Source organism: Frateuria sp. GZRR35, assembly GCF_051900415.1.
Lineage (GTDB): Bacteria > Pseudomonadota > Gammaproteobacteria > Xanthomonadales > Rhodanobacteraceae > Frateuria_A.
Genome location: NZ_JBHZGL010000014.1, coordinates 54020 through 80342 on the forward strand (window position 1 = coordinate 54020; position 26323 = coordinate 80342).

General features: G+C 67.8%; 25 protein-coding genes. 20 read left to right on the plus strand and 5 right to left on the minus strand.

The window, feature by feature from the left end:
* Positions 1-17 precede the first annotated feature (17 nt).
* From ACFWZ3_RS14910 to ACFWZ3_RS14920, 3 genes are read right to left on the minus strand one after another with little or no spacing between them, the layout of a single operon-like run.
* On the minus strand, positions 18-725 hold the full coding sequence (locus ACFWZ3_RS14910; protein ID WP_439708470.1) for a TVP38/TMEM64 family protein: 708 nt from the start codon (positions 723-725) through the stop codon (positions 18-20).
* The gene (locus tag ACFWZ3_RS14915; RefSeq protein WP_439708524.1) at positions 722-1282 is read right to left on the minus strand and encodes a nucleoside deaminase; all 561 of its coding nucleotides are present in this window, start codon (positions 1280-1282) and stop codon (positions 722-724) included. Before ACFWZ3_RS14915 ends, ACFWZ3_RS14910 begins: the two co-directional genes overlap by 4 nt.
* Positions 1283-1286: 4 nt before the next feature.
* Positions 1287-3038, minus strand: coding sequence for a glutamine--tRNA ligase/YqeY domain fusion protein (locus tag ACFWZ3_RS14920; protein WP_439708471.1), 1752 nt, complete (start codon positions 3036-3038; stop codon positions 1287-1289).
* Between the two features lie 227 nt (positions 3039-3265).
* Here ACFWZ3_RS14920 and ACFWZ3_RS14925 point away from each other — a divergent pair, with 227 nt between their 5' ends.
* The 3 genes from ACFWZ3_RS14925 (at position 3266) to ACFWZ3_RS14935 (ending at position 5068) form a co-directional block, all read left to right on the plus strand.
* Entirely contained in the window at positions 3266-3541 is a 276-nt protein-coding gene (locus tag ACFWZ3_RS14925; RefSeq protein ID WP_439708472.1) for a putative signal transducing protein, read from the plus strand.
* A complete protein-coding gene (locus tag ACFWZ3_RS14930; protein ID WP_439708473.1) occupies positions 3538-4467 on the plus strand; it encodes a DMT family transporter in 930 nt (309 codons plus the stop codon). Before ACFWZ3_RS14925 ends, ACFWZ3_RS14930 begins: the two co-directional genes overlap by 4 nt.
* Before the next feature lie 82 nt (positions 4468-4549).
* Complete coding sequence (locus tag ACFWZ3_RS14935) at positions 4550-5068, plus strand: adenine phosphoribosyltransferase (protein WP_439708474.1); 519 nt, start codon at positions 4550-4552, stop codon at positions 5066-5068.
* Here the strand turns inward: ACFWZ3_RS14935 and ACFWZ3_RS14940 are convergent.
* Positions 5062-5793 (minus strand): lysophospholipid acyltransferase family protein, encoded by a 732-nt coding sequence (locus tag ACFWZ3_RS14940; RefSeq protein ID WP_439708475.1) that lies wholly within the window; start codon positions 5791-5793, stop codon positions 5062-5064. The two genes, ACFWZ3_RS14935 and ACFWZ3_RS14940, sit on opposite strands and share 7 nt — an antisense overlap.
* A gap of 175 nt (positions 5794-5968) precedes the next feature.
* Between ACFWZ3_RS14940 and clpB the strand changes: the two genes are divergently transcribed.
* Positions 5969-8560 (plus strand): ATP-dependent chaperone ClpB, encoded by a 2592-nt coding sequence (gene clpB / locus ACFWZ3_RS14945; RefSeq protein ID WP_439708476.1) that lies wholly within the window; start codon positions 5969-5971, stop codon positions 8558-8560.
* Between the two features lie 326 nt (positions 8561-8886).
* Here clpB and ACFWZ3_RS14950 read toward each other — a convergent pair whose 3' ends face one another.
* Complete coding sequence (locus ACFWZ3_RS14950) at positions 8887-11310, minus strand: TonB-dependent receptor plug domain-containing protein (RefSeq protein ID WP_439708477.1); 2424 nt, start codon at positions 11308-11310, stop codon at positions 8887-8889.
* 237 nt (positions 11311-11547) lie between these two features.
* On the opposite strand from ACFWZ3_RS14950, the gene ACFWZ3_RS14955 reads away from it, so the two are divergent.
* The 16 genes from ACFWZ3_RS14955 (at position 11548) to queE (ending at position 26179) form a co-directional block, all read left to right on the plus strand.
* Entirely contained in the window at positions 11548-11826 is a 279-nt protein-coding gene (locus tag ACFWZ3_RS14955; RefSeq protein WP_439708478.1) for an FmdB family zinc ribbon protein, read from the plus strand.
* A 170-nt stretch (positions 11827-11996) separates the two neighbouring features.
* Positions 11997-13751 carry an aspartate--tRNA ligase gene (aspS, locus tag ACFWZ3_RS14960; protein WP_439708479.1) on the plus strand — a complete coding sequence of 585 codons (1755 nt, stop codon included), beginning with the start codon at positions 11997-11999 and terminating at the stop codon, positions 13749-13751.
* Positions 13752-13847: 96 nt separating this feature from the next.
* A complete protein-coding gene (locus tag ACFWZ3_RS14965; protein WP_439708480.1) occupies positions 13848-14474 on the plus strand; it encodes an esterase/lipase family protein in 627 nt (208 codons plus the stop codon).
* Positions 14475-14601: 127 nt separating this feature from the next.
* Positions 14602-15324: a YebC/PmpR family DNA-binding transcriptional regulator gene (locus ACFWZ3_RS14970; protein ID WP_439708481.1), complete on the plus strand. Its 723-nt coding sequence runs from the start codon at positions 14602-14604 to the stop codon at positions 15322-15324.
* A 65-nt stretch (positions 15325-15389) separates the two neighbouring features.
* A complete protein-coding gene (ruvC, locus tag ACFWZ3_RS14975) occupies positions 15390-15932 on the plus strand; it encodes a crossover junction endodeoxyribonuclease RuvC (protein ID WP_439708482.1) in 543 nt (180 codons plus the stop codon).
* Complete coding sequence (gene ruvA / locus ACFWZ3_RS14980; RefSeq protein WP_439708483.1) at positions 15929-16528, plus strand: Holliday junction branch migration protein RuvA; 600 nt, start codon at positions 15929-15931, stop codon at positions 16526-16528. The genes ruvC and ruvA overlap by 4 nt, the downstream gene beginning before the upstream one ends.
* Before the next feature lie 22 nt (positions 16529-16550).
* The gene (locus ACFWZ3_RS14985; protein ID WP_439708484.1) at positions 16551-18473 is read left to right on the plus strand and encodes a potassium transporter Kup; all 1923 of its coding nucleotides are present in this window, start codon (positions 16551-16553) and stop codon (positions 18471-18473) included.
* A gap of 285 nt (positions 18474-18758) precedes the next feature.
* Positions 18759-19805, plus strand: coding sequence for a Holliday junction branch migration DNA helicase RuvB (gene ruvB / locus ACFWZ3_RS14990; protein WP_439708485.1), 1047 nt, complete (start codon positions 18759-18761; stop codon positions 19803-19805).
* Between the two features lie 204 nt (positions 19806-20009).
* Positions 20010-20411: a tol-pal system-associated acyl-CoA thioesterase gene (ybgC, locus tag ACFWZ3_RS14995; RefSeq protein ID WP_439708486.1), complete on the plus strand. Its 402-nt coding sequence runs from the start codon at positions 20010-20012 to the stop codon at positions 20409-20411.
* A gap of 43 nt (positions 20412-20454) precedes the next feature.
* Positions 20455-21141 (plus strand): protein TolQ, encoded by a 687-nt coding sequence (gene tolQ, locus ACFWZ3_RS15000; protein WP_439708487.1) that lies wholly within the window; start codon positions 20455-20457, stop codon positions 21139-21141.
* 19 nt (positions 21142-21160) lie between these two features.
* Positions 21161-21610 (plus strand): protein TolR, encoded by a 450-nt coding sequence (gene tolR / locus ACFWZ3_RS15005; protein ID WP_439708525.1) that lies wholly within the window; start codon positions 21161-21163, stop codon positions 21608-21610.
* Complete coding sequence (tolA, locus tag ACFWZ3_RS15010) at positions 21597-22538, plus strand: cell envelope integrity protein TolA (protein WP_439708488.1); 942 nt, start codon at positions 21597-21599, stop codon at positions 22536-22538. The genes tolR and tolA overlap by 14 nt, the downstream gene beginning before the upstream one ends.
* 7 nt (positions 22539-22545) lie before the next feature.
* Positions 22546-23862 carry a Tol-Pal system beta propeller repeat protein TolB gene (gene tolB / locus ACFWZ3_RS15015; RefSeq protein ID WP_439708489.1) on the plus strand — a complete coding sequence of 439 codons (1317 nt, stop codon included), beginning with the start codon at positions 22546-22548 and terminating at the stop codon, positions 23860-23862.
* A 256-nt stretch (positions 23863-24118) separates the two neighbouring features.
* A complete protein-coding gene (gene pal, locus ACFWZ3_RS15020) occupies positions 24119-24625 on the plus strand; it encodes a peptidoglycan-associated lipoprotein Pal (RefSeq protein WP_209616636.1) in 507 nt (168 codons plus the stop codon).
* Positions 24625-25485, plus strand: a complete 861-nt coding sequence (gene ybgF, locus ACFWZ3_RS15025; protein WP_439708490.1) for a tol-pal system protein YbgF — start codon at positions 24625-24627, stop codon at positions 25483-25485. Before pal ends, ybgF begins: the two co-directional genes overlap by 1 nt.
* A gap of 10 nt (positions 25486-25495) precedes the next feature.
* Entirely contained in the window at positions 25496-26179 is a 684-nt protein-coding gene (gene queE / locus ACFWZ3_RS15030) for a 7-carboxy-7-deazaguanine synthase QueE (protein ID WP_439708491.1), read from the plus strand.
* The last annotated feature ends 144 nt before the right edge of the window (positions 26180-26323 follow it).

Below are 26323 nucleotides of genomic sequence, written 5' to 3' on the forward strand. Positions count from 1 at the left end.
CACCGGCAGACGACCCGCTAACCTTGCTGCTGTCGCCGGTGGCGCGTAAAGCGGCCGATCAGCAGCGGCACCAGCGCCAGCAGCGCGATGGCAGCCAGCGGCAGCAATACCTCGCGATGCATGAAAAGGCCCAGGCCGATGCGGTCGCTTTCCCTGAGCGCATGGCCCAGGCCGGCGCCGATCGAGGTTTCAAAGATCAGCGCCACGGTGCCGCCGAGCCAGGTGGAGCCGACGAAAAGCCACATCGGGCAACGCAGCCAGGCCAGGCAGACGGTGATCAGCCCGAACGGCGCCACCGGTACGAATCGCAGGAACAGCGTGTAGCTGACCGGATGCCTTTCAAACCCGTGGTGCAACCGCGCCACCAGCGCCGGCGGGTGGCGGCTGCCCGCGCCGAAGGCGTAACGGCTGGCCAGGAACAGGATCAGCGAGCCCAGCGTCAGTCCGATCGACGACCAGGTGGTGCCTTCGAGCACGCCGAAGGCGAAGCCGCCAGCGAAGATGATGATCACCGTCCCGGGGATGCCGGTGGCCATCGCCAGCGTCAGCAGGCCGATGTAGGCCAGCCGGCTGAGCCACGGGTGGGATGCGATCTGCGCGTGCAGCTCACCCTGGTGCGCGACCAGTTGCTCGGGGTTGAGCCGGTCCAGCGCGCCCGAGGCGAACAGCACCACACCGGCGACCACCAGCAGCAGCAACGGCAGGGCGGCGCGCAGCCGGCTCAATAGTGCGCTCCGCCCTGGCCATAGTCGGCGAGCACCGCGCGCGCTTCCTCGCGCAGGATGTCGCGGCGCACGGCAATGCCGCGGCGTTCGAGCTGGCTGACCCAATCGGCGGGCAGCGGGCCTTCGTCGAAGGTGGTAAGCGATTCGACGTCTTCAGCGCGGGCGCCGATAAGCAGCTCGTCGATACCGGCCCACACGGTGGCGCCGTAACACTGGCAGCAGGGCTGCGCGCTGGTCGCCAGGATGAACCGGCCGTTGCCGCCCGCGTTGAGCCGGAAGCTCGCCAGGCGCTGCTGCGCCAGCATGTAGGCCATCATCTCCGCGTGCGCGACCGAGCAGGTCTGCGGCACCACGCGGTTGATGCCGGCGGAAACCAGCCGGCCATCCTCGTGGAACACCGCCGCGCCGAACGGCCCGCCATGGCTGCGCCTGACGTTCTGGCGGGCGAGCTCGATGGCGAGGCCCACGCGCTCCTCGTCGGTGAGGTAGCGCCGGCTCGTATCCGCCACCTCGCCGACCCAGGGCGGCAGGGTGAGATGCAGTTGCAGGGGCAGCAACACGTCAGGCCTGCTTGGCCCAAGTGTCACGCAGCGTCACTGTGCGGTTGAACACCGGCGCGCCCGGGCGGTGGTCGATGCGGTCGGCGACGAAGTAGCCCAGCCGCTCGAACTGGAAACGCTGTTCCGGTTCGGCCTGCGCCGCCGCCGGCTCCAGCCAGCCACGGCCGACGCGCTTGGCGTCCGGGTTGATGTGCTCGATCCAGCTCCTGCCGTCACTCTCGTCGTCCGGCGCCGGTACGTCAAACAGGCGGTCGTACAGGCGTACCTCGGCGGCCACCGCGTGGCGCGCGCTGACCCAGTGGATGGTGCCTTTCACCTTGCGATCGGCACCCGGCAGGCCGGCGCGCGAATCGGGATCGAGCGTGCAACGCAGCTCGATCACGTCGCCGGCCGCGTCCTTGACCACTTCATCGCACTTGATGATGCCTACGCCGCGCAGGCGCACTTCGCCGCCGGAAATCAGGCGCTTGAAGCCCTTGGGTGGCACCTCGGCGAAATCCTCGCGCTCGATCCAGACGGTGCTTCCGAACGGCACCTCGCGGGTGCCGAAGCTCTCGTCCTTCGGATGGTTGGCGAAACGCAGGGTTTCCTCGTGGTTGCCCGTCAGATTCGTGATCGTCAACTTGAGCGGGTCGAGCACGGCCATGCGGCGCGGCGCGGTGGCGTCCAGGTCCTCACGCACGCAGTTCTCGAGGATCGCGTAGTCGATCACGCTGTTCTGCTTGCTGATGCCCAGCCGCTCGATCAGCAGGCGCAGGCCGGCCGGCGTGAAGCCGCGCCGGCGCAGGCCGCGCAGGGTGTTCATGCGCGGGTCGTCCCAGCCGTCGACCAGGCCTTCGTTCACCAGTTGCGCGAGTTTGCGCTTGCTGGTGATGCAGTAGGACAGGTTCAGGCGCGAGAACTCGATCTGCCGCGGCTTGGCGGGCTTCGCTTCAAGCCCAGCGTCGACCACCGACTGCCACAGCGCCGGATGCGCGGTCAGGTCGACGTTGTCCACGCACCAGTCGTAGAGCGGGCGATGGTCCTCGAACTCCAGCGTGCACAGCGAGTGGGTGATGCCTTCCATCGCATCCGACAGCGCGTGGGCGAAGTCGTACATCGGGTAGATCGGCCACGCGTCGCCGGTGTTCTGGTGGGCGATCTTGCGGATGCGGTACAGCGCCGGGTCGCGCAGGTTGATGTTGCCCGAGGCCATGTCGATCTTCGCGCGCAGTGTCTTGCTGCCGTCGGCGAATTCACCGGCGCGCATGCGCTTGAAGAGATCCAGGTTCTCCTCGACCGAACGGTCGCGGTAGGGCGAGTTGCGTCCCGGTTCGGTGAGCGTGCCCCGATATTCGCGCACCTCCTCGGCGGACAGGTCGTCCACGTACGCCTTGCCGTCCTCGATCAGCTTGAGCGCGGCGCGGTAGAACACGTCGAAGTAGTCCGACGCGTGGCGCAGGTCGTGCCAGTCGTAGCCCAGCCAGCGCACGTCGTCCTTGATGCCGGCGACGAATTCGGGGTCTTCCTTGCCCGGGTTGGTGTCATCCAGGCGCAGGTTGCACCAGCCGCCGAACTCGCGCGCAATGCCGAAGTTCAGGCAGATCGCCTTGGCGTGGCCGATGTGCAGGTAGCCGTTGGGCTCGGGCGGAAAGCGGGTGCGGATCGCGGTGTGCTTGCCGCTGGCGAGGTCCTCGCGAATGATCTGGCGCACGAAGTCCCGCGGCATGTTTTCCTGGTTGGCGGCTTCGGCGGCGGGGTTCTCGCTGGACATCGGTGCGGCTCGGGCGGGTACGGGGCGGAAACCGGGGAGTTTACCCTGAGTTGCGAGTGGCCCTGCGTTCTTTTCGTGGGCGGCGGGGAAACCGCTCCCGCGCAACCCTCTCCCGGGAGGAGGGCTTCGTCGGCTTCCCTTCCAGCACCGGGCCTCTTCGCTCGCTCTCCGAGGCGAGGCGGGGCGTTCCGCTTGCCGCTCCGTTCGCCGCGCAGTAGCGTGGCCGCATGCGCATCGCCTACCGAGCCGAAAGCCTGATCGACGCCCATCTGGTGAAGGATGCGCTGGAGCGCGAGGACATTCCCGCGTTCGTGTCCGGCGAGTACCTGACCGGCGCGGTCGGCCAGCTCCCCGCACTCGACTACGTCGCCGTGATGGTGCCCGAGTCCTCCGCCCAGGCGGCCGACGCGGTAGTGCGCCAGGTCGAAGCGCAGCTGGCCGAGGCGCGCGCATCGATCGACGACTGGGACGGCGACGCGCAACTGGCGACCGATACGCCGTGACCGCACAGGCTCCCCTGGCGGCGGCGCCCGGCGCGCCGCCGGCGGCGGTCGGCCGCATGGCGCTGGGCGCGATGCTGCTGTCCACCACCAGCATCTTCGTCGTGCTGGCACAGGTGGCGCCGACCGTCTCGGCGTTCTACCGCATGCTGTTCGGCGGCGCGATGCTTCTCGGCTGGGTGGTGCTGACCCGGCGGTGGGTACGCATCCGCTGGCGCGACCTCACGCTCGCGCTGCTGCCGGCGCTGGGGTTCTCGCTCGACCTGATCTTCTGGCACCGCTCGATCCTCTGGGTCGGCCCCGGCGTCGCCACGCTGCTGACCAACTTCCAGGTCTTCCTGATGGCACTGGTCGGCTGGTGGGTCTACCGCGAGCGGCTGGGGCGATGGTTCGTGCCGGGCTTGGCGGTGGCGCTGGCCGGGTTGTGGCTGCTGGTCGGTGCGCACTGGTCGCTGTTCGACGCGCGGCATCGGCTGGGCGTGTGGTTCGGGCTCGCCAGCGGTGTGGCCTATACGTTGTACCTGCTGAGCTTCCGGCGGGCATTGTCCGGGCACACCGCGCTGTCGGCGGCGCAATTCCTGGGCTTGATGAGTCTGCTGAGCGCGTTGTTGCTCATGGCATGGGGCGCGTTCGAGCGGGACACCTTCGCGCTGGTGACGGCGCGCAGCTGGAGCGCGCTGCTGGCGTTGGGTTTCTTTGGGCAGGTGGTGGCCTGGTTGCTGATGGTGCGCGCGATGCCGCTGCTGCCGGCCTCGATGGTGGGACTGTTGTTGCTGCTGCAGCCGGCGCTGGCGTTCGTGCTGGACGTGCTGTTGTTCAGGCGCCCGACCGGGGCGGGCGACTGGGCGGGGTTGGCGCTGGCGTTGACCGGCATCCTGCTGGGAACCGTGCGCGGCGCCCGGCAAAAAAAGGCGATGCTTTCCCAGTAGGAGCGCACCTGTGCGCGACCGCCATGCATCCCGGTCGCGCACAGGTGCGCTCCTACAAGGGTTACCTCACAGGGGCCACGCAATGCACGACTTCGAAACGCTCATCCGCGCCATACCCCACTTCCCACAGCCCGGCGTCGTGTTCCGCGACGTCACGCCGCTGCTGGCCGATGCGGGCGCCTTCGCGCGCTGCATCGATGCCCTTGCCGAGCCCTGGCTGGGCGAGGGCGTGCGGGTGGTGTGCGGGATCGAGTCGCGCGGCTTCATCTTCGGCGCGGCACTGGCCCAAAAGCTCAACGCGGGCTTCGTGCCGCTGCGCAAGCCGGGCAAGCTGCCGCCGCCGGTGGTCGGCATCGATTACGCGCTGGAGTACGGCCACGACCGGCTGGAAGTGCGCGCCGATGCATTGGCCCACGGCGAACGCGCGCTGCTGGTCGACGACGTGCTCGCCACCGGCGGCACGCTGGCCGCGGCGCAGGCGCTGCTCGAGCGGCTCGGCGTCGAACTGGTGGGGGCGGGCGTGGTGATCGAGCTGGAGGCGCTCGCGGGCAGGGCGCGCTGGCAGGGCAAGGCGCCGCTGCACGCGCTGCTGCGCTACTGAGCAGAGCTTTCGGCCAGCAACGCGACCACCGCCTCGCGCGCCTGCCGGGCCAGCGCACTGCGCTCGGGGGGCACGAGCCCCTGGCTGGAGAGCGGGCTGCCGAACCGCACCACGATCTTTCCAGGGCGCACGTGAAAGCCCGCGGGCGGCAATACCCTGCCGCTGCCTTCGATCGCCACCGGCACCACGGCCACGCCGGCCTCGATCGCCAGCTGGAAGGCGCCGCCCTTGAACGGGCCCACACGGCCGCGGCTGCGCGTGCCTTCCGGGAACGCACAAACGCTGGCCCCGCCACGCACGACCTCGACCGCCGCACGCAGGCGGCGCGCCGAACTGCGTGCGCTGGCGCGCTCGATGAACACCATGCCCATCGCCTGTGCGTACCAGCCGACGAAGGGCACCCTCGCCAGCTCCTGCTTCAGCACGAAGCGCAACGGCACCGGCACGGCGCGGAACAGCGCGCAGATGTCGATCATCGACTGGTGGTTGGCCACGAATACGTGCGGCCGCGACCAGTCGACCCGCTCCAGTCCGTGCACTTCCAGCCGCGCGCCGGCGCCGTGCAGCAGCCCGGGCGCCCAGCAGCGCGAGGCCATCCGCAGCGGCCAGTGGCGTCCGCCGGTGAGCAGGCGCACCAACAGCGCCAGGCAGATCCAGGCGGCGGTCCAGAGCAGGGTGAAAAGCAATTGCAGCGCGTTGAACCACGCCCACGCGAGGCGGCTCATACACGCGATCCGGAAGGTTTCATCACACGGCGTCCCTGCGGGCTGAACCGAAAATGATACGGGTCAGGCCCCTGCGTCGAACAGGCGGTACCGGCCGTCTTGAAGGCCACTGAGACGCCCCTATCTCATGCGCATCGCGGCGGGGGCCGCCCTGTGATTTTCGAAGGATCCACTCATGCGGATGGACAAACTCACCTCGCGTTTCCAGCAGGCCCTGGCCGACGCGCAGTCGCTGGCCGTGGGCCGCGACAACAACATCCTGGAGCCGGCGCACGTGATGGCGGCACTGCTCGACCAGCAGGGCGGCTCGACCGCACCGCTGCTGACCCAGGCGCACGTCAACGTGCCGGCACTGCGCGAACGCGTCGGCGAAATCCTCGGCCGGCTGCCGCAGGTACGCGGGCAGGAAGGCAACATCAGCGTCGGCAACGACCTGACGCGGCTGCTCAACCTGACCGACAAGCTCGCGCAGCAGCGCGGCGACCAGTTCATCGCCAGCGAGCTGTTCGTGCTGGCTGCGCTGGAGGACAAGGGCGAGGTCGGCGCGGCGCTGAAGGCCGCCGGCGCCACCAAGGCCAACCTGGAAGCGGCCATCGACAAGGTGCGTGGCGGCGAGAAGGTGCAGAGCGAGAACGCCGAAGACCAGCGCCAGGCGCTGGAGAAGTACTGCGTCGACCTCACCTCGCGCGCCGAGAGCGGCAAGCTCGACCCGGTGATCGGCCGCGACGAGGAGATCCGCCGCACCATCCAGGTGCTGCAGCGGCGCACCAAGAACAACCCGGTGCTGATCGGCGAGCCGGGCGTGGGCAAGACCGCGATCGTCGAGGGGCTGGCCCAGCGCATCGTCAAGGGCGAGGTACCCGAGGGCCTGCGCGACCGCCGCGTGCTGGCCCTGGACATGGGCGCGCTGATCGCCGGCGCCAAGTTCCGCGGCGAGTTCGAGGAGCGCCTCAAAGCCGTGCTCAACGACCTGGCCAAGCAGGAAGGGCGGGTGATCCTGTTCATCGACGAGCTGCACACCATGGTCGGCGCCGGCAAGGCCGAGGGCGCGATGGACGCAGGCAACATGTTGAAGCCCGCGCTGGCGCGCGGCGAGCTGCACTGCATCGGCGCCACCACGCTGGACGAATACCGCAAGTACATCGAGAAGGACGCGGCCCTGGAGCGTCGCTTCCAGAAGGTATTCGTCGGCGAGCCGAGCGTGGAGGACACCATCGCGATCCTGCGTGGCCTCAAGGAGCGCTATGCGGTTCACCACGGCGTGGAGATCACCGACCCGGCGATCGTCGCCGCGGCCACGCTGTCCAACCGGTACATCACCGACCGCCAGCTGCCTGACAAGGCGATCGACCTGATGGACGAGGCCGCCTCGCGCATCCGCATGGAGATCGACTCCAAGCCGGAGGAACTCGACCGCCTGGAGCGCCGCCTCACGCAGCTGAAGATCCAGCGCGAGATGCTCAAGAAGGAGACCGACGAGGCGTCGAAGAAGCGCCTGGCCGATCTGGAAAGCGACATCGAGAAGCTCGAACGCGAGTTCTCCGACTTGAACGAGGTGTGGAAATCAGAGAAGGCCGCGCTGCAGGGTGCGACCAAGATCAAGGAGCAGATCGAGGCGGCGCGGCTGGAGCTGGAAGCGGCCCAGCGCCGGCAGGACTACGCCCGGATGAGCGAGATCCAGTACGGCCAGTTGCCGGAGCTCGAAAAGCAGCTCGCCGCCGCGCAGGCGGCCGAGAAGCAGGAATTCAAGCTGGTGCAGGACCGCGTCACCGACGAGGAGATCGCCGAGGTCGTCTCGCGCTGGACCGGCATCCCCGTGTCCAAGATGCTCGAGGGTGAGCGGGAGAAGCTGCTGCACATGGAGGAGGCGCTGCACAAGCGCGTGGTCGGCCAGGACGAGGCGGTGCGCGCGGTGTCCGATGCGATCCGCCGCGCCCGTGCAGGCCTGTCCGATCCGAACCGCCCGTACGGCTCGTTCCTGTTCTTAGGTCCCACCGGCGTGGGCAAGACGGAGCTGTGCAAGGCGCTGGCCGAATTCCTGTTCGACACGTCCGAAGCGATGGTGCGCATCGACATGAGCGAGTTCATGGAGAAGCATTCGGTTGCCCGCCTGATCGGCGCACCTCCGGGCTACGTCGGCTACGAGGAGGGCGGTTACCTCACCGAGGCGGTGCGCCGCCGCCCCTACGCGGTGATCCTGCTGGACGAGGTGGAGAAGGCGCACCCGGACGTGTTCAACATCCTGCTGCAGGTGCTGGACGACGGGCGCCTGACCGATGGCCAGGGCCGCACGGTGGACTTCCGCAACACCGTCATCGTGATGACCTCGAACCTGGGCTCGCAGATGATCCAGGACGCGGCCGATTCGGGCGGCGACCCGGAGGAGCAGTACACCAAGATGAAGGCGGCGGTGATGGGCGTGGTGCAGGCGCACTTCCGGCCCGAGTTCATCAACCGCCTGGACGAGCTGGTGGTGTTCCGGCCGCTGGAGAAAGACCAGATCCGTGCCATTGCCAAGATCCAGTTGGCCTACCTGGAGAAGCGGCTGGCCGAGCGCGATCTCAAGCTGGAGATCGGCGACAACGCGCTGGCGCTGCTGGGCAACGTGGGTTTCGACCCCGTGTATGGCGCGCGGCCGCTCAAGCGGGCGATCCAGCAGCAACTGGAGAACCCTTTGGCGAGGGAAATCCTGGAAGGGCGCTTCGCGCCCGGCACCACCATTCACGTCGATGCCGCGGGCGGGCACCTGACCTTCAAGGCCGCCTGACGCCGACCACCACGCCAGGCTCTTGCTCCCTCTTCCCTCCGGGCAGAGGGCCAGGGTGAGGCCCGGGGCTCGCGTGAAAACCTGTCAATGCCAATGTAGGAGCGCCCTTGGGCGCGACCGCGGGCGCGGGCGTGGCATGGCGGTCGCGCCCTAGGGCGCTCCTACACAAGAGCCGCGCGTCGTGGTGGCGCGGACGCGTCGGCAAGCCAGGCGCCTTCCACGAACCGGCGAGGTTCTTCGTCTTTGCGCTCGGCGAAGGTTCGTGGCGAGCCCCGGCCCCCACCCCAACCCTCTCCCCGGAAGGGAGAGGGAGCCGGCTTGAGGCACTACCAGCTGTACCGGATCTTCCCGTACACGTACGCGCCGTTGAACCCGAACGGCGAGAACACGCTGTAGGGCATCGCACCGTTGTTGTCGCTGGCCTCGATCACGCGGTCCGGGTAGCTGTCGAACACGTTGTCCGCGCCCACCGAGAACATCCAGCGGTCCATCGAGTAATTGAGCGCCAGGTCGAACAACCACTTCGAGTCGAACGTCTGGTCCAGTGCAGGGTTGGTCGAGTTGTACGAGGTAAAGCTGCCGTAGCGCGTCAGCGTGCTGTCCAGGCTCCAGCGGCCGTTGGTGTAGAGCCAGTTGAAGATCAGCTTGCTGCGTGGCGTGGTGTCGGCCAGCAGGCCGAACTGGTCACGGCGGTCGATGCGCCTGAAGCTCACCCCCAGGGCGTCCAGCACCGCGGGGTTCGGCCGTACGTCGGTCACCTCGTTCTTGTTGTAGTTGTAGCTGACGGTGGTGTGCAGCGAGGCACCGTCACCCACGTCGAACAGATAGCTGGCGACCAGGTCGATGCCGCGCGTGCGCGTGTTCACCGCATTGGTGAAGTAGGAGATACCGCTGAAGTTGGTGTTGGTGATGCCGTTGGCGGCCAGATAGTCGCGTACCGCGGGGGAGGTGGTGGAGATGGTGCTGGAGAGCGTGACGCGGTCGCGGATCTTGATCTGGTAGAGGTCCGCGCTGAGGTCCAGTCCGTCGACCGGGCTCCACACGGCGCCGAAGGTGAGGTTGCGCGACTTCTCCGGCTTCAGCGGCTCGCCGCCGAGCAGCGTGGCAATGGCGCTGGTGGAGGACACCAGGCCGGTGTTGTAGATGCCTGCAGGCAGGCCCAGCGAGTTGCCTTCGCCGAAATACAGCGAGGAGGTGTACGAGTAGTACTGCTGCGCCAGCGATGGCGCACGGAAGCCGGTCGAGGCGCTGCCGCGCAGGGCGAAGCGGTCGGTGAAGTCGAAGCGGGCCGCCAGCGCACCGGAGGTGGTGGTGCCGAAGTCGGAGTAGTCCTCGTGACGCACGGCCAGCGACGTACCCAGACGGTCGGTGAGATTGGTCTCCACGCTCACGTACTCGGCCACGTCGTGGCGGTCATGCGAGCCGGCGTTGGCCGGCTGGTAGCCACCGAAGCCCTGCGCGCCACCAGAGAAGCCGGACGTGCCGGTGTAGTAGGAGGGCAGGTCGCCGGCGCGGATCTGGTAGCTCTGGCGCAGGTATTCGGCACCGAAGGCGAGCGTCACGTCATTGGGCAGCCAGCCGACCGACAGGTCCTTGGCGATATCCACGTCCAGCGACTGTTGTGCGGCATCCAGGATGCCGTCGTGGAAGCGCGTGGGCGTGCTGCCGAAGTCATTGAGATAGGCGCGGTTGAGCGTGTTGAAGGTGGCGTACGACACCCGGTTGCCGCCGTAGTTGCCGGAGACGTCCCAGCGCCAGCCACCGTCGGTCTTGCCGCGGATGCCCACCACCAGCGAGCGGTCGGTCGCCTGGGCGTTTTCCAGCGGGAGATAACCGTTGGGGTAGAGCGAGGGCACCGCGTTGGCGTTGTCCAGGTTGCGGAAGAACGCCGGCGACACCGAGTCGCGCTTGCCGTAGTGGCCGAACGCGTACAGCTGCGCGCCACCGAGGTCGTACTGCCCGTTGAGCATCAGGTTGCGGTCGGTCACTTCCGGGTCGCCGTAGCGCTGGGTGACGCCTTCCTGGGGACGCGTGCGGTTGGGGCCGGCGCGGTTGGTGTAGTCCTGGTGGCCGGCCTGCGCGGTGAAACGGATCCAGCCGGCGTCGGAAAGCGGGATGCCCGCGTTGGCCGAGCCCTGCCACTTGCGTCCGTCGCCGGCCGAGTACTGGCCGCCGGACAGCGCCACGTCGCCGCCTTCGGCGCCTTTCTTCAGCACGATGTTGATCACGCCGGCGATGGCGTCGGAGCCGTACTGCGCCGAAGCGCCATCGCGCAACACCTCGATATGGTCGATGGCATCGATCGGGATGGTATTGAGGTCGACCGCCTGCGAGCCGCGGCCCAGCACGCCGTTGGTCAGGATGATCGCGCCCGGGTGCCAGCGCTTGCCGTCGACCAGCACCAGCACCTGGTCGGGCGAGAGGCCGCGCAACTGCGCAGGGCGCTGCGAGTCGGCGGTATCGGCAGCCGACGGGCGCGGAAAGGTCAGCGAAGGAATCACCCGCGCCAACGCGGTGGAGAGCTCGGTGGTGCCGGTCTGCTTGAGCAGTTGTGCAGAAACCACGTCGACCGGCGTGAGGGAACTGCTTTCGGTGCGGTTGTCGGCGCGCGTGCCGGTGACGATCACGGTGCCCAGATTCTTCGCGCTCTTGGTGCCCAGGGAGGTGTCCTGCGCGTGGGCTGCGGAGCAGGCGAGCAGCAGTGCCGCGGGGAGCAGCGCCAGGTGGGGGAAACGGTGGGGATGCTTCACGGGGAACTCCTGTCACGGTGTGGCGATGCACAGCCGGCGGTGGCATCGGGATCGACGGACGTATCGACGTCCACAGGGGCGCGCGCAGGCGTGGTGTCGCGTGGAATCCATGCGCGCCTGGGAGGCAGGCTACTCCCGGCGCCGCACCCGCGCCAAGGCGCGCACCATTGAAATCGCGACCGACGACTCGATAATGCGCACCAGCGTTTCAGGGCTGCCTGCCCGGAGTTGTCACCCATGCCCATCTACGAATTCGAGTGCGCCCAGTGCGGGCACCGTTTCGACCGCCTGCAGAAACTGTCCGACCCGGACCCGTCTTCCTGCCCGTCCTGCGAGGCGCCGCGTGTGCAGCGCAAGCTGAGCGCGCCCTCGTTCCGCCTGGCCGGGAGCGGCTGGTACGAGACCGACTTCAAGAAGGATGGCGACAAGAAGCGCAACCTGGCGGGGGACGGCGAGGCCAAGGCTGCTGCGCCTGCGCCCGCGCCGGCAGCCGAGAGCAAGCCTTCCAGCGACTAAGCCAAGCCATTCCTCAGTTGTAGGAGCGCACCCTGTGCGCGACCCGGATGCGTCACGGTCGCGTACAGGGTGCGCTCCTACAGGGGCTGCCTGCCTGCGGCCGACGGGCCGATGCTAAAATCGCCCGTTCGCACGCCTCAATCGGCACCATCCCCGGAGTTCCCGTTCCTATGCGCACGCACTACTGCGGCCTCATCGACGAGTCGCTGGTCGGCCAGACCGTCACCCTGTGCGGCTGGGTCAACACGATCCGCCTGCAGAGCCACGTCGCCTTCATCGACCTGCGTGACCACGAGGGCATCGCCCAGGTGGTCATCGAGCGCGAGAACGCGGACGCCTTCGCGGTGGCGGGCGAGGTCGGCAACGAGTACTGCCTGAAGGTCACCGGCACGATCCGCAAGCGCCTGTCGGTCAACGACAAGCTCAAGACCGGCACGGTCGAGTTGCTGGCCGACACGGTGGAGGTGCTCAACGCGGCGAAGGACCTGCCCTTCGCCATGCACGAGAACCCCAACGAGGACCTGCGGATGACCTACCGCTACCTCGATCTGCGCCGGCCGGAAATGCAGGCGATGATGCGCCGGCGCATCGCGCTGGTGCAGGCGCTGCGCCGTTATCTCGACGCGCGCGGTTTCCAGGACATCGAGACGCCGATCCTGACCAAGGCCACGCCCGAGGGCGCGCGCGACTACCTGGTGCCCAGCCGCGTGCATCCGGGCCAGTTCTACGCGCTGCCGCAGTCGCCGCAGCTGTTCAAGCAGATCCTGATGATGGCGGGCTTCGACCGCTACTACCAGATCGCCCGTTGCTTCCGCGACGAGGACCTGCGCGCCGACCGCCAGCCGGAATTCACCCAGCTCGACCTGGAGTTCGCCTTCGTCCAAGAGCAGGACGTGCAGGACTTCGTCGAGGGGCTGATCCGCCACGTGTTCAAGGAAGTGGTCGACGTCGAGCTGGATGCCACCTTCCCGCGCATGACCTACGCCGAGGCGATGCGCCGTTTTGGCTCGGACAAACCGGACCTGCGCATTGCGCTGGAACTGGCCGACGTCGCCGACGCGCTGAAGGCCGTCGAGTTCAAGGTGTTCGCCGAGCCGGCTAATGACCCAGCCGGCCGCGTGGCCGCGCTGCGCGTGCCTGGTGGTGCGGCACTCTCGCGCAAGGACATCGACGGGCTGACCGAGTACGTCGCGCGCTACGGCGCCAAGGGCCTGGCCTGGATCAAGGTCGAGGACCGCGCCAAGGGCCGCGAGGGCGTCAGCTCGCCGGTCGCCAAGTTCCTCGACGACACGGCGCTGGAGGCGGTGCTCGCTGCCACCGGCGCGCAGACCGGCGACATCGTGTTCGTCGGCGCGGGCAAGTGGAAGACCGTCACCGACTTCATGGGCGCGCTGCGCCTGAAGGTCGGCAAGGACCGCGGGCTGGTCGAGGCGGGCTGGAAGCCGTTGTGGGTCACCGATTTCCCGATGTTCGAGTACGACGACGAGGAACAGCGCTACGTCGCGCTGCATCATCCGTTCACCGCGCCGAAGGTCGACGACATCGCCGATCTCAAGGCCAACGCCGCCACTGCGGTCAGCCGTGGCTACGACATGGTGCTCAACGGCAACGAGATCGGCGGCGGTTCGATCCGTATCCACCGCCCGGAGATGCAGAGCGCGGTGTTCGAACTGCTCGGCATCGGCGCGGAGGAGGCCGAGGCGAAGTTCGGCTTCCTGCTCAAGGCGCTGAAGTTCGGCGCGCCGCCGCACGGCGGCCTGGCCTTCGGCATCGACCGCATCGCTGCGCTGATGGCCGGCACCGAGTCGATCCGCGACGTGATCGCCTTCCCCAAGACCACCAGTGCGCAGGACCTGATGACCGATGCGCCCTCGCCGGTGGCCGAGGCGCAGTTGAAGGAACTGCACGTCAAGGTAGCCGGCTGACGCGGTTGTGTAGGGTGGGCTTGAGCCCACCTTGCCACCTGCCGTAAATCCCCATGGTGGGCTCAAGCCCACCCCACGACGGCTGCCGGATTCTCCATGCCCGACCAGATCATTCTGCTGCACGGCCTGTGGATGCGCGGCTTCGCGCTGGGCCTGCTGCACAAGCGGATGGCCGATGCCGGCTTCGCGGTCGACCGCTTCGACTACATGAGCGTGGTCTCCTCGCAGGAGCGCATCGTCGAGCGCCTGCACCTGCGCATGCAACGCTTTGCGCCCGGGCCGGTGCATCTGGTGGGCCACAGCCTGGGCGGCCTGCTGGCGTTGCAGGCCTGCCGCGAGGCGGCCGACCTGCCGCCGGGCCGGATCGTCTGCCTGGGCTCCCCGCTGCAGGGCAGCGCCGCGGCGCGCGGTTTCGCCGGCTTCGGCCAGGGTGGCGAGGCGCTGCTGGGCCACAACCGCGAACTGCTGGAGCACGGCATGGAACGCTGGGACGGCCCGCGCGAGGTGGGTGTCATCGCCGGCCGCGTGCCGATCGGCCTGGGCGCCATGCTCGCCCACATGGAAGGCGAGCACGATGGCACCGTCGCGGTCGCCGAAACGCGCCTGCCCGGGCTCACCGACCACTGCGTGGTCGAAACCAGCCACACCGGCCTGGTGCTGTCGGCCGACGCTGCCCAGCAGGTGGTGCATTTCCTGCAGCACGGCCGTTTCGCCTCGCTGTAGGGGCGCACCTGTGCGCGAGCGCCAGCTGCCCGGTTGCGGGCGGGTGCGCTCCCGGAGCGGAAATTTGTCGGCGCCACCACGGGTTGGAGTAAAATCGCCCGCTTGTCCATTGTTCAGGTTTCCCGCCATGGGTAGAGGCCCGTCCATCGAAGGCCGCAAGAACGCCGAAGACGCCAAGCGCGCCAAGGTGTTCACCAAGCTGATCCGCGAAATTACCGTCGCCACCCGCGCTGGCGTCGCCGACCCGGCCGCCAACCCGCGCCTGCGCGCGGCGGTGGACAAGGCGCTGTCGGCCAACATGACCAAGGACACGATCGAACGCGCGATCAAGCGCGGCTCGGGTGCCGAGGGCGGCGGGGAGGAGCTGCGCTACGAGGGCTACGGCCCGGGCGGCGTGGCGATGATCATCGAATGCTTCACCGACAACCCCACCCGCACCGTCGCCGACGTGCGCCATGCGCTGACCAGGCATGGCGGCAACCTGGGCACCTCCGGCTCGGTGGCGTTCCAGTTCACCCGCTGCGGCGAGCTCACCTTCGCCACCGGCGGTGACGAGGCGGCCGAGGAAAAGGTGCTGGAGGCGGCGCTGGAAGCCGGCGCCGATGACGTGGTGAACGAGAACGGCGAGAGCACCGTGCTGTGCGCGCCGGAAAATTTCGAAGCGGTGCAACAGGCGCTGGCCGATGCCGGCCTGGAATCGCTGCACGCAGGCGTGGGCATGCGAGCGAACAACCGCGTGGCCGTTCCTGATGACGTGCTCGAACCGCTGACCGACCTGCTCGAGCGCCTCGACGCGCTGGACGACGTGAGCGAGGTCTATCACAACGCACTGCTGCCGGCCGATGGCTGACGACCGGGCCGGCGATGCATGTGCATGCCGCCGGCGGCGTACGTGAGCCGGCGATCGTGTCCCGCATGAACACCCGATCCGAAACCTCAGGCTGCCGCATCCTCGGCATCGATCCCGGCAGCCAGCGCACCGGCTTCGGCATCATCGACGTCGACGCGGTGGGCAAGCTCACGCACGTGCACCACGGCGCACTGGCAGTGGCGGGCGAGGAAACCTTCCCGCTGCGCCTGAAACGCATCTTTGACGAGCTCACCGCCATCATCGGCGATCATCAGCCGGCCGAGTGCGGCATCGAACGCGTGTTCATGGCGCGCAACCCGGATTCGGCGCTGAAGCTCGGCCAGGCGCGCGGCGCGGCGATCTGCGCGGTGGCGGCAAGGGGCCTGGCGGTGCACGAGTATGCGCCCACAGAAATCAAGCAGGCCGTGGTCGGCAGCGGCCGCGGCGACAAGACGCAGGTCCAGCACATGGTGGGCGTCCTGCTCGGCTTGAAGGGCCCGTTGCAGCCGGACGCGGCCGACGCGCTGGCGATCGCGGTCACCCATGCGCACACGCGCGCAAGCCTTGCGCGCGTGGGCATTCCCCGTACGGCCTGGAGGCGGCGATGATCGGACGACTGCGCGGCACCCTGGTTTCCAAGCAGCCGCCCTGGCTGCTGGTGGAGGTCGGCGGCGTCGGCTACGAGCTGGAGGCGCCGATGTCGACCATCTACGACCTGCCGCAGACCGGCAAGGAAGTAACCCTGCTCACCCATTACGCGGTGAAGGAGGACAGCGTTGCGCTGTACGGCTTCCTGCGCGAGGACGAGCGCGCGCTGTTCCGAAACCTGCAGAAGGTCTCGGGCATCGGCGCGAAGATCTCGCTGGCGGTGCTGTCTGGTGTTTCCACTGCCGATTTCGCGCGACTGGTGCAGGCCGGCGACGTGGTCGCGCTGACCAAGATCCCGGGCATTGGCAAGAAAACCGCCGAGCGCATCGTGGTCGAGCTGCGCGACCGGGTCGAAGGCCTCGGTGCGATGCTGCCTGGCCTCTCCGGCAAGGCCTCCGGCGCACCGCTGGATCCGGCAGGCGAAGCCACCGTCGCCCTGCAGCAACTGGGCTACAAACCCGCCGAAGTAACCCGCCTCGTGCAAAAAGTCGCCGCCGAGGGCGACGACGCCGAAGCGATCATCCGCAAGGCGCTGCGCGCCGCACTGGGCCACTGAGCGCAGTGCACGAGCGAGAGACATGAACGACGCATCCCGCAACGCGCCACCGCCGGCCGAGTCCGAATCCGACGAAAAGCTGCACGGCACCAAGGCCGCGCTGATCCTGGGCGCCATCGGCGTGGTGTTCGGCGACATCGGCACCAGCCCGCTGTACACGCTGGCCGAAGTGTTCCGCCCCGAGTACGGCCTGCATCCGTCCGAAAGTACCGTGCTGGGTGTGCTGTCGCTGGTCACCTGGGCGTTGATCATCGTGGTGGCGATCAAGTACGTCACCCTGGTGATGCGCGCGGACAACCGCGGCGAAGGCGGCATCATGGCGCTGATGACCCTGGCCCAGCGCGCGGTCGGCGGCTCGCCGATGGCGCGGCGGGTGGTGATGCTGATGGCGCTGCTCGGCGCAGCGCTGTTCTTCGGCGATGGCGTGATCACGCCGTCGATCTCGGTGTTGTCCGCGGTGGAGGGCCTTGAAGTGATGGCGCCATCGCTGAGCAATTGGGTCGTGCCGCTGGCGGTGCTGGTCCTGCTGTTCCTCTTCTGGCTGCAGAAACACGGCACGGCGAAAGTCGGGGCGTTGTTCGGCCCGGTGATGGGCATCTGGTTCCTGGCCCTGGCGGTGATCGGTGTGTGGAACATCCTGCAGGCGCCCGAGGTGCTCAAGGCGCTCTCGCCCTGGTACGCCGTGCGCTTCTTTGCCTCGCATGGGGTGATCTCGTTCGTCGCCCTGGGTGCCGTGGTGCTGTGCGTGACTGGCGCCGAGGCGCTGTACACCGACATGGGCCATTTCGGCCGCTTCCCGATCCGCGCCGCCTGGTTCTTCTTCGTGCTGCCCTCGTTGCTGCTCAACTACTACGGCCAGGGCGGACTGCTGTTGCACGAGCCGGAAGCGGCGGTCAATCCGTTCTTCCATGCGGTGCCGGACTGGGCCGGCTATCCGATGATCGTGCTCGCCACCGCAGCGGCGGTGATCGCTTCGCAGGCGGTGATTTCCGGGGCCTTCTCGGTGACCCGTCAGGCGATCCAGCTCGGCTTCGTCCCGCGCATGCAGGTGGTGCACACCTCGCGCGAGGCGATCGGCCACATCTTCCTGCCGTGGGTGAACCGCGCGCTGATGGTGATGGTGATCCTGACCGTGGTCGGCTTCCAATCGTCCAAAGCGCTGGGCGGCGCCTACGGCATCGCGGTGACCGGCACCATGGCGATCGACACGCTGCTGGTGATGCTGGTGGCCTGGCGCCGCTGGAACTGGAGCCTGGCGGCGGTGATTCCGCTGACCATCGGCCTGTTGTGCGTGGACCTGTCCTTCTTTGGCGCGAACACGCTGAAGATTCCCGACGGCGGCTGGTTCCCGCTGGTGCTTGGCCTGTTCCTGTTCGCCGTGATGACTACCTGGCGCCGCGGCCGTGAGCTGGTGGTGCGCGAGATCAAGCAGGGCGGGTTGGCGCTGGCGCCGTTCATCGAGAACATGGCCGAGCACCCGCCGTTGCGCGTGCCCGGTACGGCGGTGTTCCTCACTGCCAACCAGTACGCCGTGCCGCACGCGCTGCTGCACAATCTCAAGCACAACAAGGTGCTGCACGAGCGCAACGTGATGCTCACCGTGCAGATCCTGGAAACGCCGGTGGCCGAAGCCGACGAACGCATCGAGATCACGCCGATGGACGGTGGCTTCTACGGGCTGGAGCTGCGCTTCGGCTTCGCGGAAGACCCGAACATCCCGCACGCGCTATCGCTGTGTGGCCGCGAGGGGCTCACTTTCGATCTGATGGACACGACCTTCTTCCTCTCGCGCGAGACCATCGTCGCGGATGCGCGCCGCCCCGGCATGGCGCTTTGGCGCGACAAGCTGTTCGCCTTCCTCGCCCGCAACGCATTGCCGGCGACGGCGTTCTTCCAGATTCCGGGCAACCGCCTGATCGAGTTGGGTGCGCAGGTCGAAATCTAGCGGCATTCGATCGTTTTTCTTTGCCAGTGGAGGAGCGTGATGGAGGTGGATCTGGCTCGGATGGAAGGTGGACTGGCAAATTGTCCGTTGGCCGTTCGCGTGGGGGTGATCGTGCTTGCGTCGTCGGTTGTGTTTGCGATGGCCCTGCTCGCAGGTACGAGCATGGGGCGGGCGCTCTACTACCTGTCCCACTGAAGGGAGCCCGATCGCGCGGCAAGGCGAACAGGGGGAAGATGCCGACGCCGGTTAAAGACGGCTCTTCCGGCGGCCTGCCATAATGGCTGCATGACCGAAGCCCGCATCATCACCTCCGCCGCCCAGCTCGACGACGAGGCGCTGGAGGCCTCGATCCGCCCGAAGCGCCTGGACGACTACCTGGGCCAGCAGGCGGTGCGCGAGCAGCTTTCGATCTACATCGAGGCGGCCAGGAAGCGCGGCGGCGCGCTCGACCACGTGCTGATCTTCGGGCCGCCGGGCCTGGGCAAGACCACGCTCTCCCACGTGATCGCCAACGAGCTGGGCGTCAACGTGCGCTCCACCTCGGGCCCGGTGCTGGAGCGGGCCGGCGACCTGGCCGCATTGCTGACCAATCTCGAGAAGAACGACGTGCTGTTCGTCGACGAGATCCATCGCCTCTCGCCCGTGGTCGAGGAAGTGCTGTACCCGGCGATGGAGGACTTCCAGATCGACATCATGATCGGCGAGGGCCCGGCCGCGCGCTCGATCAAGCTGGACCTGCCCCCGTTCACGCTGATTGGCGCGACCACGCGCGCCGGCCTGCTCACCGCGCCGCTGCGCGACCGCTTCGGCATCGTGCAGCGGCTGGAGTTCTATTCGCCCGAGGAGCTGACCGCGATCGTGCGTCGCTCGGCGCGGATCCTCGGGATCGAGTGCGAGGTCGAGGGCGCGGCGGAGATCGCCCGCCGCTCGCGCGGCACGCCGCGCATCGCCAACCGCCTGTTGCGCCGCGTGCGTGATTACGCCGAGGTTCGCGCGGGCGGAAAGATCACGCGCGAGGCGGCGCAGGCGGCGATGGACATGCTCAAGGTCGACGCCCAGGGCTTCGACGAACTGGATCGCCGGCTGCTCGCCACCATCATCGAAAGTTTCGATGGCGGCCCGGTCGGCGTCGAGTCGCTGGCCGCCGCGCTTTCCGAAGACCGTGGCACGCTGGAAGACGTGGTCGAGCCCTACCTCATCCAGCAGGGTTTCCTGATCCGCACCGCGCGCGGACGCATGGCTGCCGCCAAGGCCTGGCGGCACCTGGGCCGCAATCCGCCGCCGCGGCAGGCGGTGGTGGGCGACATGTTCGACGCTGCGCCCGAGGGCTGAGGCACGTCTCCCCCATCCGCCCTGCGGGCACCTTCCCCCGTGGAACGGGGGAAGGACCAAGGTGCCGCATCCCGAGCCTTCCCCGCGTGCGGGAAGGATCAGGGTGCCGCATCCCCCGAGCCTTCCCCCGCGCGCGGGGGAAGGTGCCCGAAGGGCGGATGGGGGAGGCCTTGCGATCCACTCACACACATTCGGATATCCATCATGCCCCCCTTCATTTGGCCCGTCCGCGTCTATTGGGAAGACACCGATGCCGGCGGCGTGGTCTACCACGTCAGTTACCTGCGTTTCCTGGAGCGTGCCCGCAGCGAGTGGCTGCGCGCGCAGGGCGTGGACCAGTCGGCCTTGCGCGCGGCCACCGGCCTGGCCTTCATGGTGCGCGCGATGGAGCTGGATTTCCTGCGCCCGGCCCTGCTGGATGATGAACTGTCGGTGACGGTGACCGTCAAAGCGTGGCGTTCAGCCAGTATCCTGTTCGATCAAGCGATCGGCCGTGCGGACGGCACGGAGCTGGTCCGCGCCCAGGTGCGGGTCGCCTGCGTGGACTTGAACCGCATGCGCCCGGCGCCGATCCCGGCCGACCTCATCCCCGGCCTTGCCCCCTGATGCTTCGCCCTTTGAAAAGCACGCCCCGGAGAACCCCCAAGCCATGAACGGTGGATTGAACATTTTCAAGCTGGTCGCCGAGGCCAGCCTGCCCGTGCAGCTGGTGATGCTGCTGCTGCTGGTGTTCTCCTTCCTGTCCTGGGTCATCATCCTTCGCAAGTACTCGCAGATGAAGGCGGCGATGGAGAACGCCGAGGCGTTCGAGGAGCGCTTCTGGTCCGGTGGCGACCTGGCCGGCCTGTTCCGCGAGGTCAGCGGGCGCAACGCCGACAACGGCGGCATGGAGACGATCTTTGAATCGGGCTTCCGCGAGTTCGCCCGCCAGCGCCAGCGCAAGACGCACGACATGCGCGTGGTGATGGAAGGCACCGAACGCGCCATGCGCGTGGCTGGAACCCGCGAGATCGGCGGGCTCGAACGCAACCTGGAGTTCCTCGCCAACGTCGGTTCGATCAGCCCGTACATCGGCCTGTTCGGCACCGTGTGGGGCATCATGGGCGCGTTCCAGGGCCTGGGCGAGGTCAAGGACGTCACCATTGCCGTGGTCGCGCCGCACATCTCCGAAGCGCTGATCGCCACCGCCATGGGCCTGTTCGCCGCCATTCCAGCGGTGTGGGCGTACAACCGCTACGCCAACAAGGTCGAGCGCGTGGCTTCGCGCTACGAGGTGTTCCAGGAAGAGTTCTCCTCGGTCCTGCAGCGGCAGATCCAGACCGACGAAGTGGCCTGACGAGGGCAAGCCCATGGCCATGCGAAACGCTGCGCGCCACAAGCGCATGAAGCTCAAGTCCGAGATCAACGTCGTGCCGTATATCGACGTGATGCTGGTGCTGCTGATCATCTTCATGGTCACCGCGCCGATGATGAACGCGAACGTCGACGTCAACCTGCCGCAGGCCAACGCCAAGTCGCTGGCCGACAAGAAGAACCCGGTGATCGTTTCGGTCGACGCCGACGGCAGCCTGTTCCTGAGCCTTGAGGGGGCCAAGAAGGAGCCGGTCGATGTCGCCACCATGCAGGCCAAGGTCGGCGCGTTCGTCAAGGCCAACCCGGACATCAGCGTGCTGGTGGCCGGCGATCGCGAAGGCAAGTATGAGGGCGTCTACCAGGTGCTGGCCGATCTGCAGCAGGCCGGCGTCAGCAAGGTCGGCCTGATGAGCCAGCCGCAGGGGTCGGGCGCGGGCAATGCGGGAAAATAAGGGCACCTCCACGGCGGTCCTGCTTTCCGCCGTCCTGCACCTTGGCATCGTCGGCTTCCTCGCGCTGGCGATCGTGCCGTGCTCGTTCTATGAAAGCCTGTTCAGCACCCTGCACCTGCCGGCGAGCTGGAACCCGATCACCTGCTCGAAGCCGCTCGAACTGCAAGGCCCCGTGATCGAGGCCACGCTGATCGGCCCCACCGGCGCGCCGCCACCCAAAGCGGTAAAGAAGGCCAAGCCGGTGCCGACCATCCCGCCGCCGCCCACGGTGACCCCTCCGGACGTGAAAACGCCGCCGCCGGAGATCAAGACCCTGCCGCCGCCGCCGGAACATCCGGATGTGGTCGACCAGGAAAAGATCGTCGCCGACGCGCTGGAAAAGGCGGAGGAGGCCAAGAAGGAACAGGAAGAGAAACAGCGCCAACGCCAGGCCGAGCTGGACGCCCAGGCGGCCAAGAAGAAGGAAGAGCAGAAGAAGCAGCTGGACGAGCTGTTCGCCAAGATGGACGCGGCCGCCGCGGCGCGCCAGAAGGCCGAGAACCGCGCCAAACAGGCCAAGCAGCAACTGGAAGACCTCAAGGACGCCAAGGACGAGGGCCTGTCCGACGTGCCGCACGCGGCCCAGCGCCAGACCGGCAACAACGCCCAGAACAGCTCCCTGGCCGACCAGTATGCAGCGGCCATTCAGAATGCGGTCACGCCCAACTGGTTACGTCCGGATAACATGCCGGATGTTCCGTGCAAGGTGCATATCGTCCAGTTGGTAGGGGGCGATGTGATGAGTGCGAAGGTCGATTCGAGCTGCCCGTACGATGACGCGGGCAAGCGCTCGATCGAAAACGCCGTACTCAGGACCAAGACCTTGCCGTACAAGGGGTTCGAGAGCGTCTTCAGCCGCGAACTGACCCTTACCTTCAGGCCGCAGTGAGACGTTCATGCCCAACTTGAAATCGCTCTTCGCCCTTGCCGTGCTGTGTCTGGCCGCCCTCGTCGCCGGACCCGCGGGTGCGCAGGCGCTCAACGTGGACATTGTCGGCGGCGTCAAGACGGCGACCCCGATCGTGGTCGTGCCGTTCGCCCAGAACGGTGGCGCGCCGCTGCCGACCGACGTGGCGGACGTCATCCGCAACGATTTCAACCGCTCGGGCAAGTTCCGCGCGCTGGCCAAGAGCGAGATCGTCGAGTCGCCCTCGCGCGGCGCCGACATCAAGTTCGCGACCTGGCGCCTGCTCAAGCAGGACTACATCACGGTCGGGCGCATCAGCGACGCCGGCGGTGGCTTGCTGCGCGTCGAGTACGAGTTGTGGGACGTCAACAAGCAGCAGAGCCTGCTGGCCCAGGCGTTCACCGCGCCGGCCGGGGACCTGCGCGGCGTGGCCCACCAGATCGCCGACCAGATCTACGAGAAGATCACCGGCGTGCGCGGCGCGTTCTGGACCCGCATCGCCTACATCACGGCCGTGGGCCTGGGCAACAACACCACCTATTCGCTGATCGTGGCCGATTCGGACGGCTACAACCCGCAGGTGGTGGCCCGCTCGCGCGAGTCGCTGCTGTCCCCCTCGTGGTCGCCGGACGGCACCAAGATCGCCTACGTCTCCTTCGAGAGCGGCAACTCGCAGGTCTACGTGCAGGACATCACCACCGGCTCGCGCCAGCTGGTTGCGGCGCACAAGAAGGGCATCAACGGCGCGCCGGCCTGGTCGCCGGACGGCCGCAAGCTGGCGGTGTCGCTGTCGTTCGTGGGCAACCCCGAGATCTTCGTGATCGACATGGCTTCGCGTCATGAGACGCGTCTGACCAACAGCCTGTCGATCGATACCGAGCCGACCTGGGCGGCCGATGGCCAGAGCCTCTATTTCACCTCCGACCGCTCGGGCCGGCCGCAGATCTACCAGATGTCCGCTAGCGGCGGCTCGCCCACGCGCATCAGCTTCGACGGGCAGAACAACGCCAACGCCGACGTCAGCTTCGACGGCAAGCTGATCGCGATGGTGCAGGGCAATGGGAACGTGTATCGTATTGCCATCATGGATCGCAGTCTGGGTGGGCAGGTGCGTTTCATCTCCCCCGGCCCGATTGACGACTCCCCGAGTTTCGCACCGAACGCCAGCATGCTGTTGTACGCGGCCACGGAAGGGCGCCGCGGCGTGCTGTATGCCGTTTCGGCCGATGGCCAGGTCCGCCAGCGCCTCGTGCTGTCCGACGGGGACGTCCGCGAACCGGCCTGGGGGCCGTACCGGAAGCGTTGATTTTTTGTCCGTTGGGGCGCGTGAGCGCTCCGGCGGAATGCCCATGGAATGGGCCGAAACGGCGCCTTGGCGCCATTTCGCTTAGGGCAGGGCGCAGTCAAACGCGTCCAGCCAACGGTTGCCAGGCGCGACGAGTGACTGGCCCGCGGTAGCACCAAGCGTCACACAACAAGCCGGACCACCGGCGATCACTGTCCCAACACCGCAATCGTCATTGACTGTCGGAACTCAAACCCGTTTTGAAGGAACGTCACCCATGAATAAGACCGCACGCGTCGCCCTGGTCGCCCTGCTGTGCATCGGCGCAGCCGCTTGCTCGAAGAAGCAGGAAGTCAAGCCGCAGCCCCAGCCGGAGCCGCAGCCGACGACCCAGCCGGCCCCGGAGAGCAACAAGTACACCCCGGCCGACCTCGACACCGACGCCTGCCTGCGCCAGCGCGTCGTGTACTTCGACTTCGACAAGACCGAGATCAAGCCGGAATTCCAGCAGATCATGGCTTGCCACGCCAAGTACCTGCAGGACCGTCCGGAATCGCACGTCCGCCTGGAAGGCAACACCGACGAGCGCGGCACCCGCGAGTACAACCTGGGCCTGGGCGAGCGCCGCGGCAATGCCGTGTCCGACGCCCTGCAGGCCAACGGTGGCTCGGCCAGCCAGATCGAAGTGATCTCCTACGGCAAGGAAAAGCCGGTGTGCCGTGAGCACAACGAGGACTGCTGGAGCAAGAACCGCCGCGTCGAGATCGTCTACACGGCGAAGTAATGAAGAGCGCACTGGCTAAGCGTTTTTCGGCCAGGCTCGGCATGGCGGGCGCGTTTGCGTCCGCCATGCTCATTGCCGTTCCGGCCTTCGCGCAAAACTCCCGCCTCAGCCTCGCCGACCGCGTGTCGCGGCTGGAGCAGCAGGCACAGGCCCAGAACCAGGGCGGTACCAGCCTGGTCAACCAGGTCCAGCAGTTGCAATCCCAAGTGCAGCAGTTGCAAGGCCAGGTCGAGGAGCTGCAACACACCATCGGGCAGCTCGAAGAAAAGAACAAGGCGCAGTACATCGATCTCGACTCGCGGCTCGGCCGCCTCGAGGGCAATGGCGCCGGCACGAATTCCACGCCCGCGGGCAATGCCCCGGCCTCCGCCGGCTCGGCCGCTGCCGCGGCGACCCCGGTCACTCCGGCGCAGGCGCCCACCGCCGCACCGGCCAGCGGCAGCAGCGCGCCCGCCGCGGCACCCGACGCCAACGCGCAGGCCGCCTACGACACCGCCTTCCAGGCGCTGCGTGGGGGCGACTACGCACAGGCCTCGCGCGGCTTCCGCAGCTTCATCCAGCAGTACCCGGACAACGCGCTCACGCCCAATGCCTGGTACTGGCTCGGCGAGTCCTACTACGTGACCATGAACTACCCGGTGGCGCTGGAAGCTTTCCAGCGGCTGTTGAGCCAGTTCCCGCAGAGCGAGAAGGCGGCCGACGCGCTGCTCAAGGTCGGCTACAGCCAGCTCGAGCTCAAGCAGACCGACGCCGGCAAGGCCACGCTGCAGCAGGTCACCAGCAAGTACCCCAATTCCCGCGCCGCCAGCCTGGCGCAGGAACGCCTGCGCCGACTGCAGCTGCAATCGGCGATCCGCTGAGGATCGTGTGATGGGCAGTGACGCGGGCGAGGCGCCCGTCGCGCCGGTGCCGGCCGAACGCCTGCGCATCACCGAGATCTTCCACTCGATCCAGGGCGAGGCCGACGCGATCGGCTGGCGCACCGTGTTCGTGCGCCTGACCGGCTGCCCGCTGCGCTGTGTCTGGTGCGACACCGAGTATTCCTTCCACGGCGGGCAGTGGCATGCGATCGACGACATCCTCGCCGAAGTCGCCCGCCACGGCGCGCACCACGTCTGCGTCACCGGTGGCGAGCCGCTGGCGCAGAAGCGCTGCTTGATCCTGCTGCGTCGCCTGTGCGATGCCGGTTACGACGTCTCGCTGGAAACCTCCGGCGCGCTGGACGTGTCGGCGGTCGATCCGCGCGTGCGCAAGGTGATGGATCTGAAGGCCCCCGACTCGGGCGAGAGCGCGCGCAACCTGTGGAGCAACCTCGACCATCTGCTGCCGCACGACCAGGTCAAGATCATCATCGCCAGTCGCGCCGACTACGAATGGGCACGCGGCGTGGTCGCCGAGCACGCGCTGGACCGCCGCTGCATGGTGCTGTTCTCGCCCGTGCATGGCGCGGTGCAGCCGCGCGAGCTGGCCGAGTGGATCATCGCCGATCGCCTGCCGGTACGGTTCCAGTTGCAGTTGCACAAGCTGCTCTGGAACGACGCGCCGGGGCACTGAGCGCTTCGCCGTCCCTGCTTGCAGGGTCAGGCCTGGGGATGTTCGCGCAAGCGCGGGCAACTCCTCCCCAACCCTCCCTGCAGGCAGGGAAGGGAACCCACGCCGTGGCCTGTGATGCCGCGAGCGTTTTCCGGCCGGTGACCG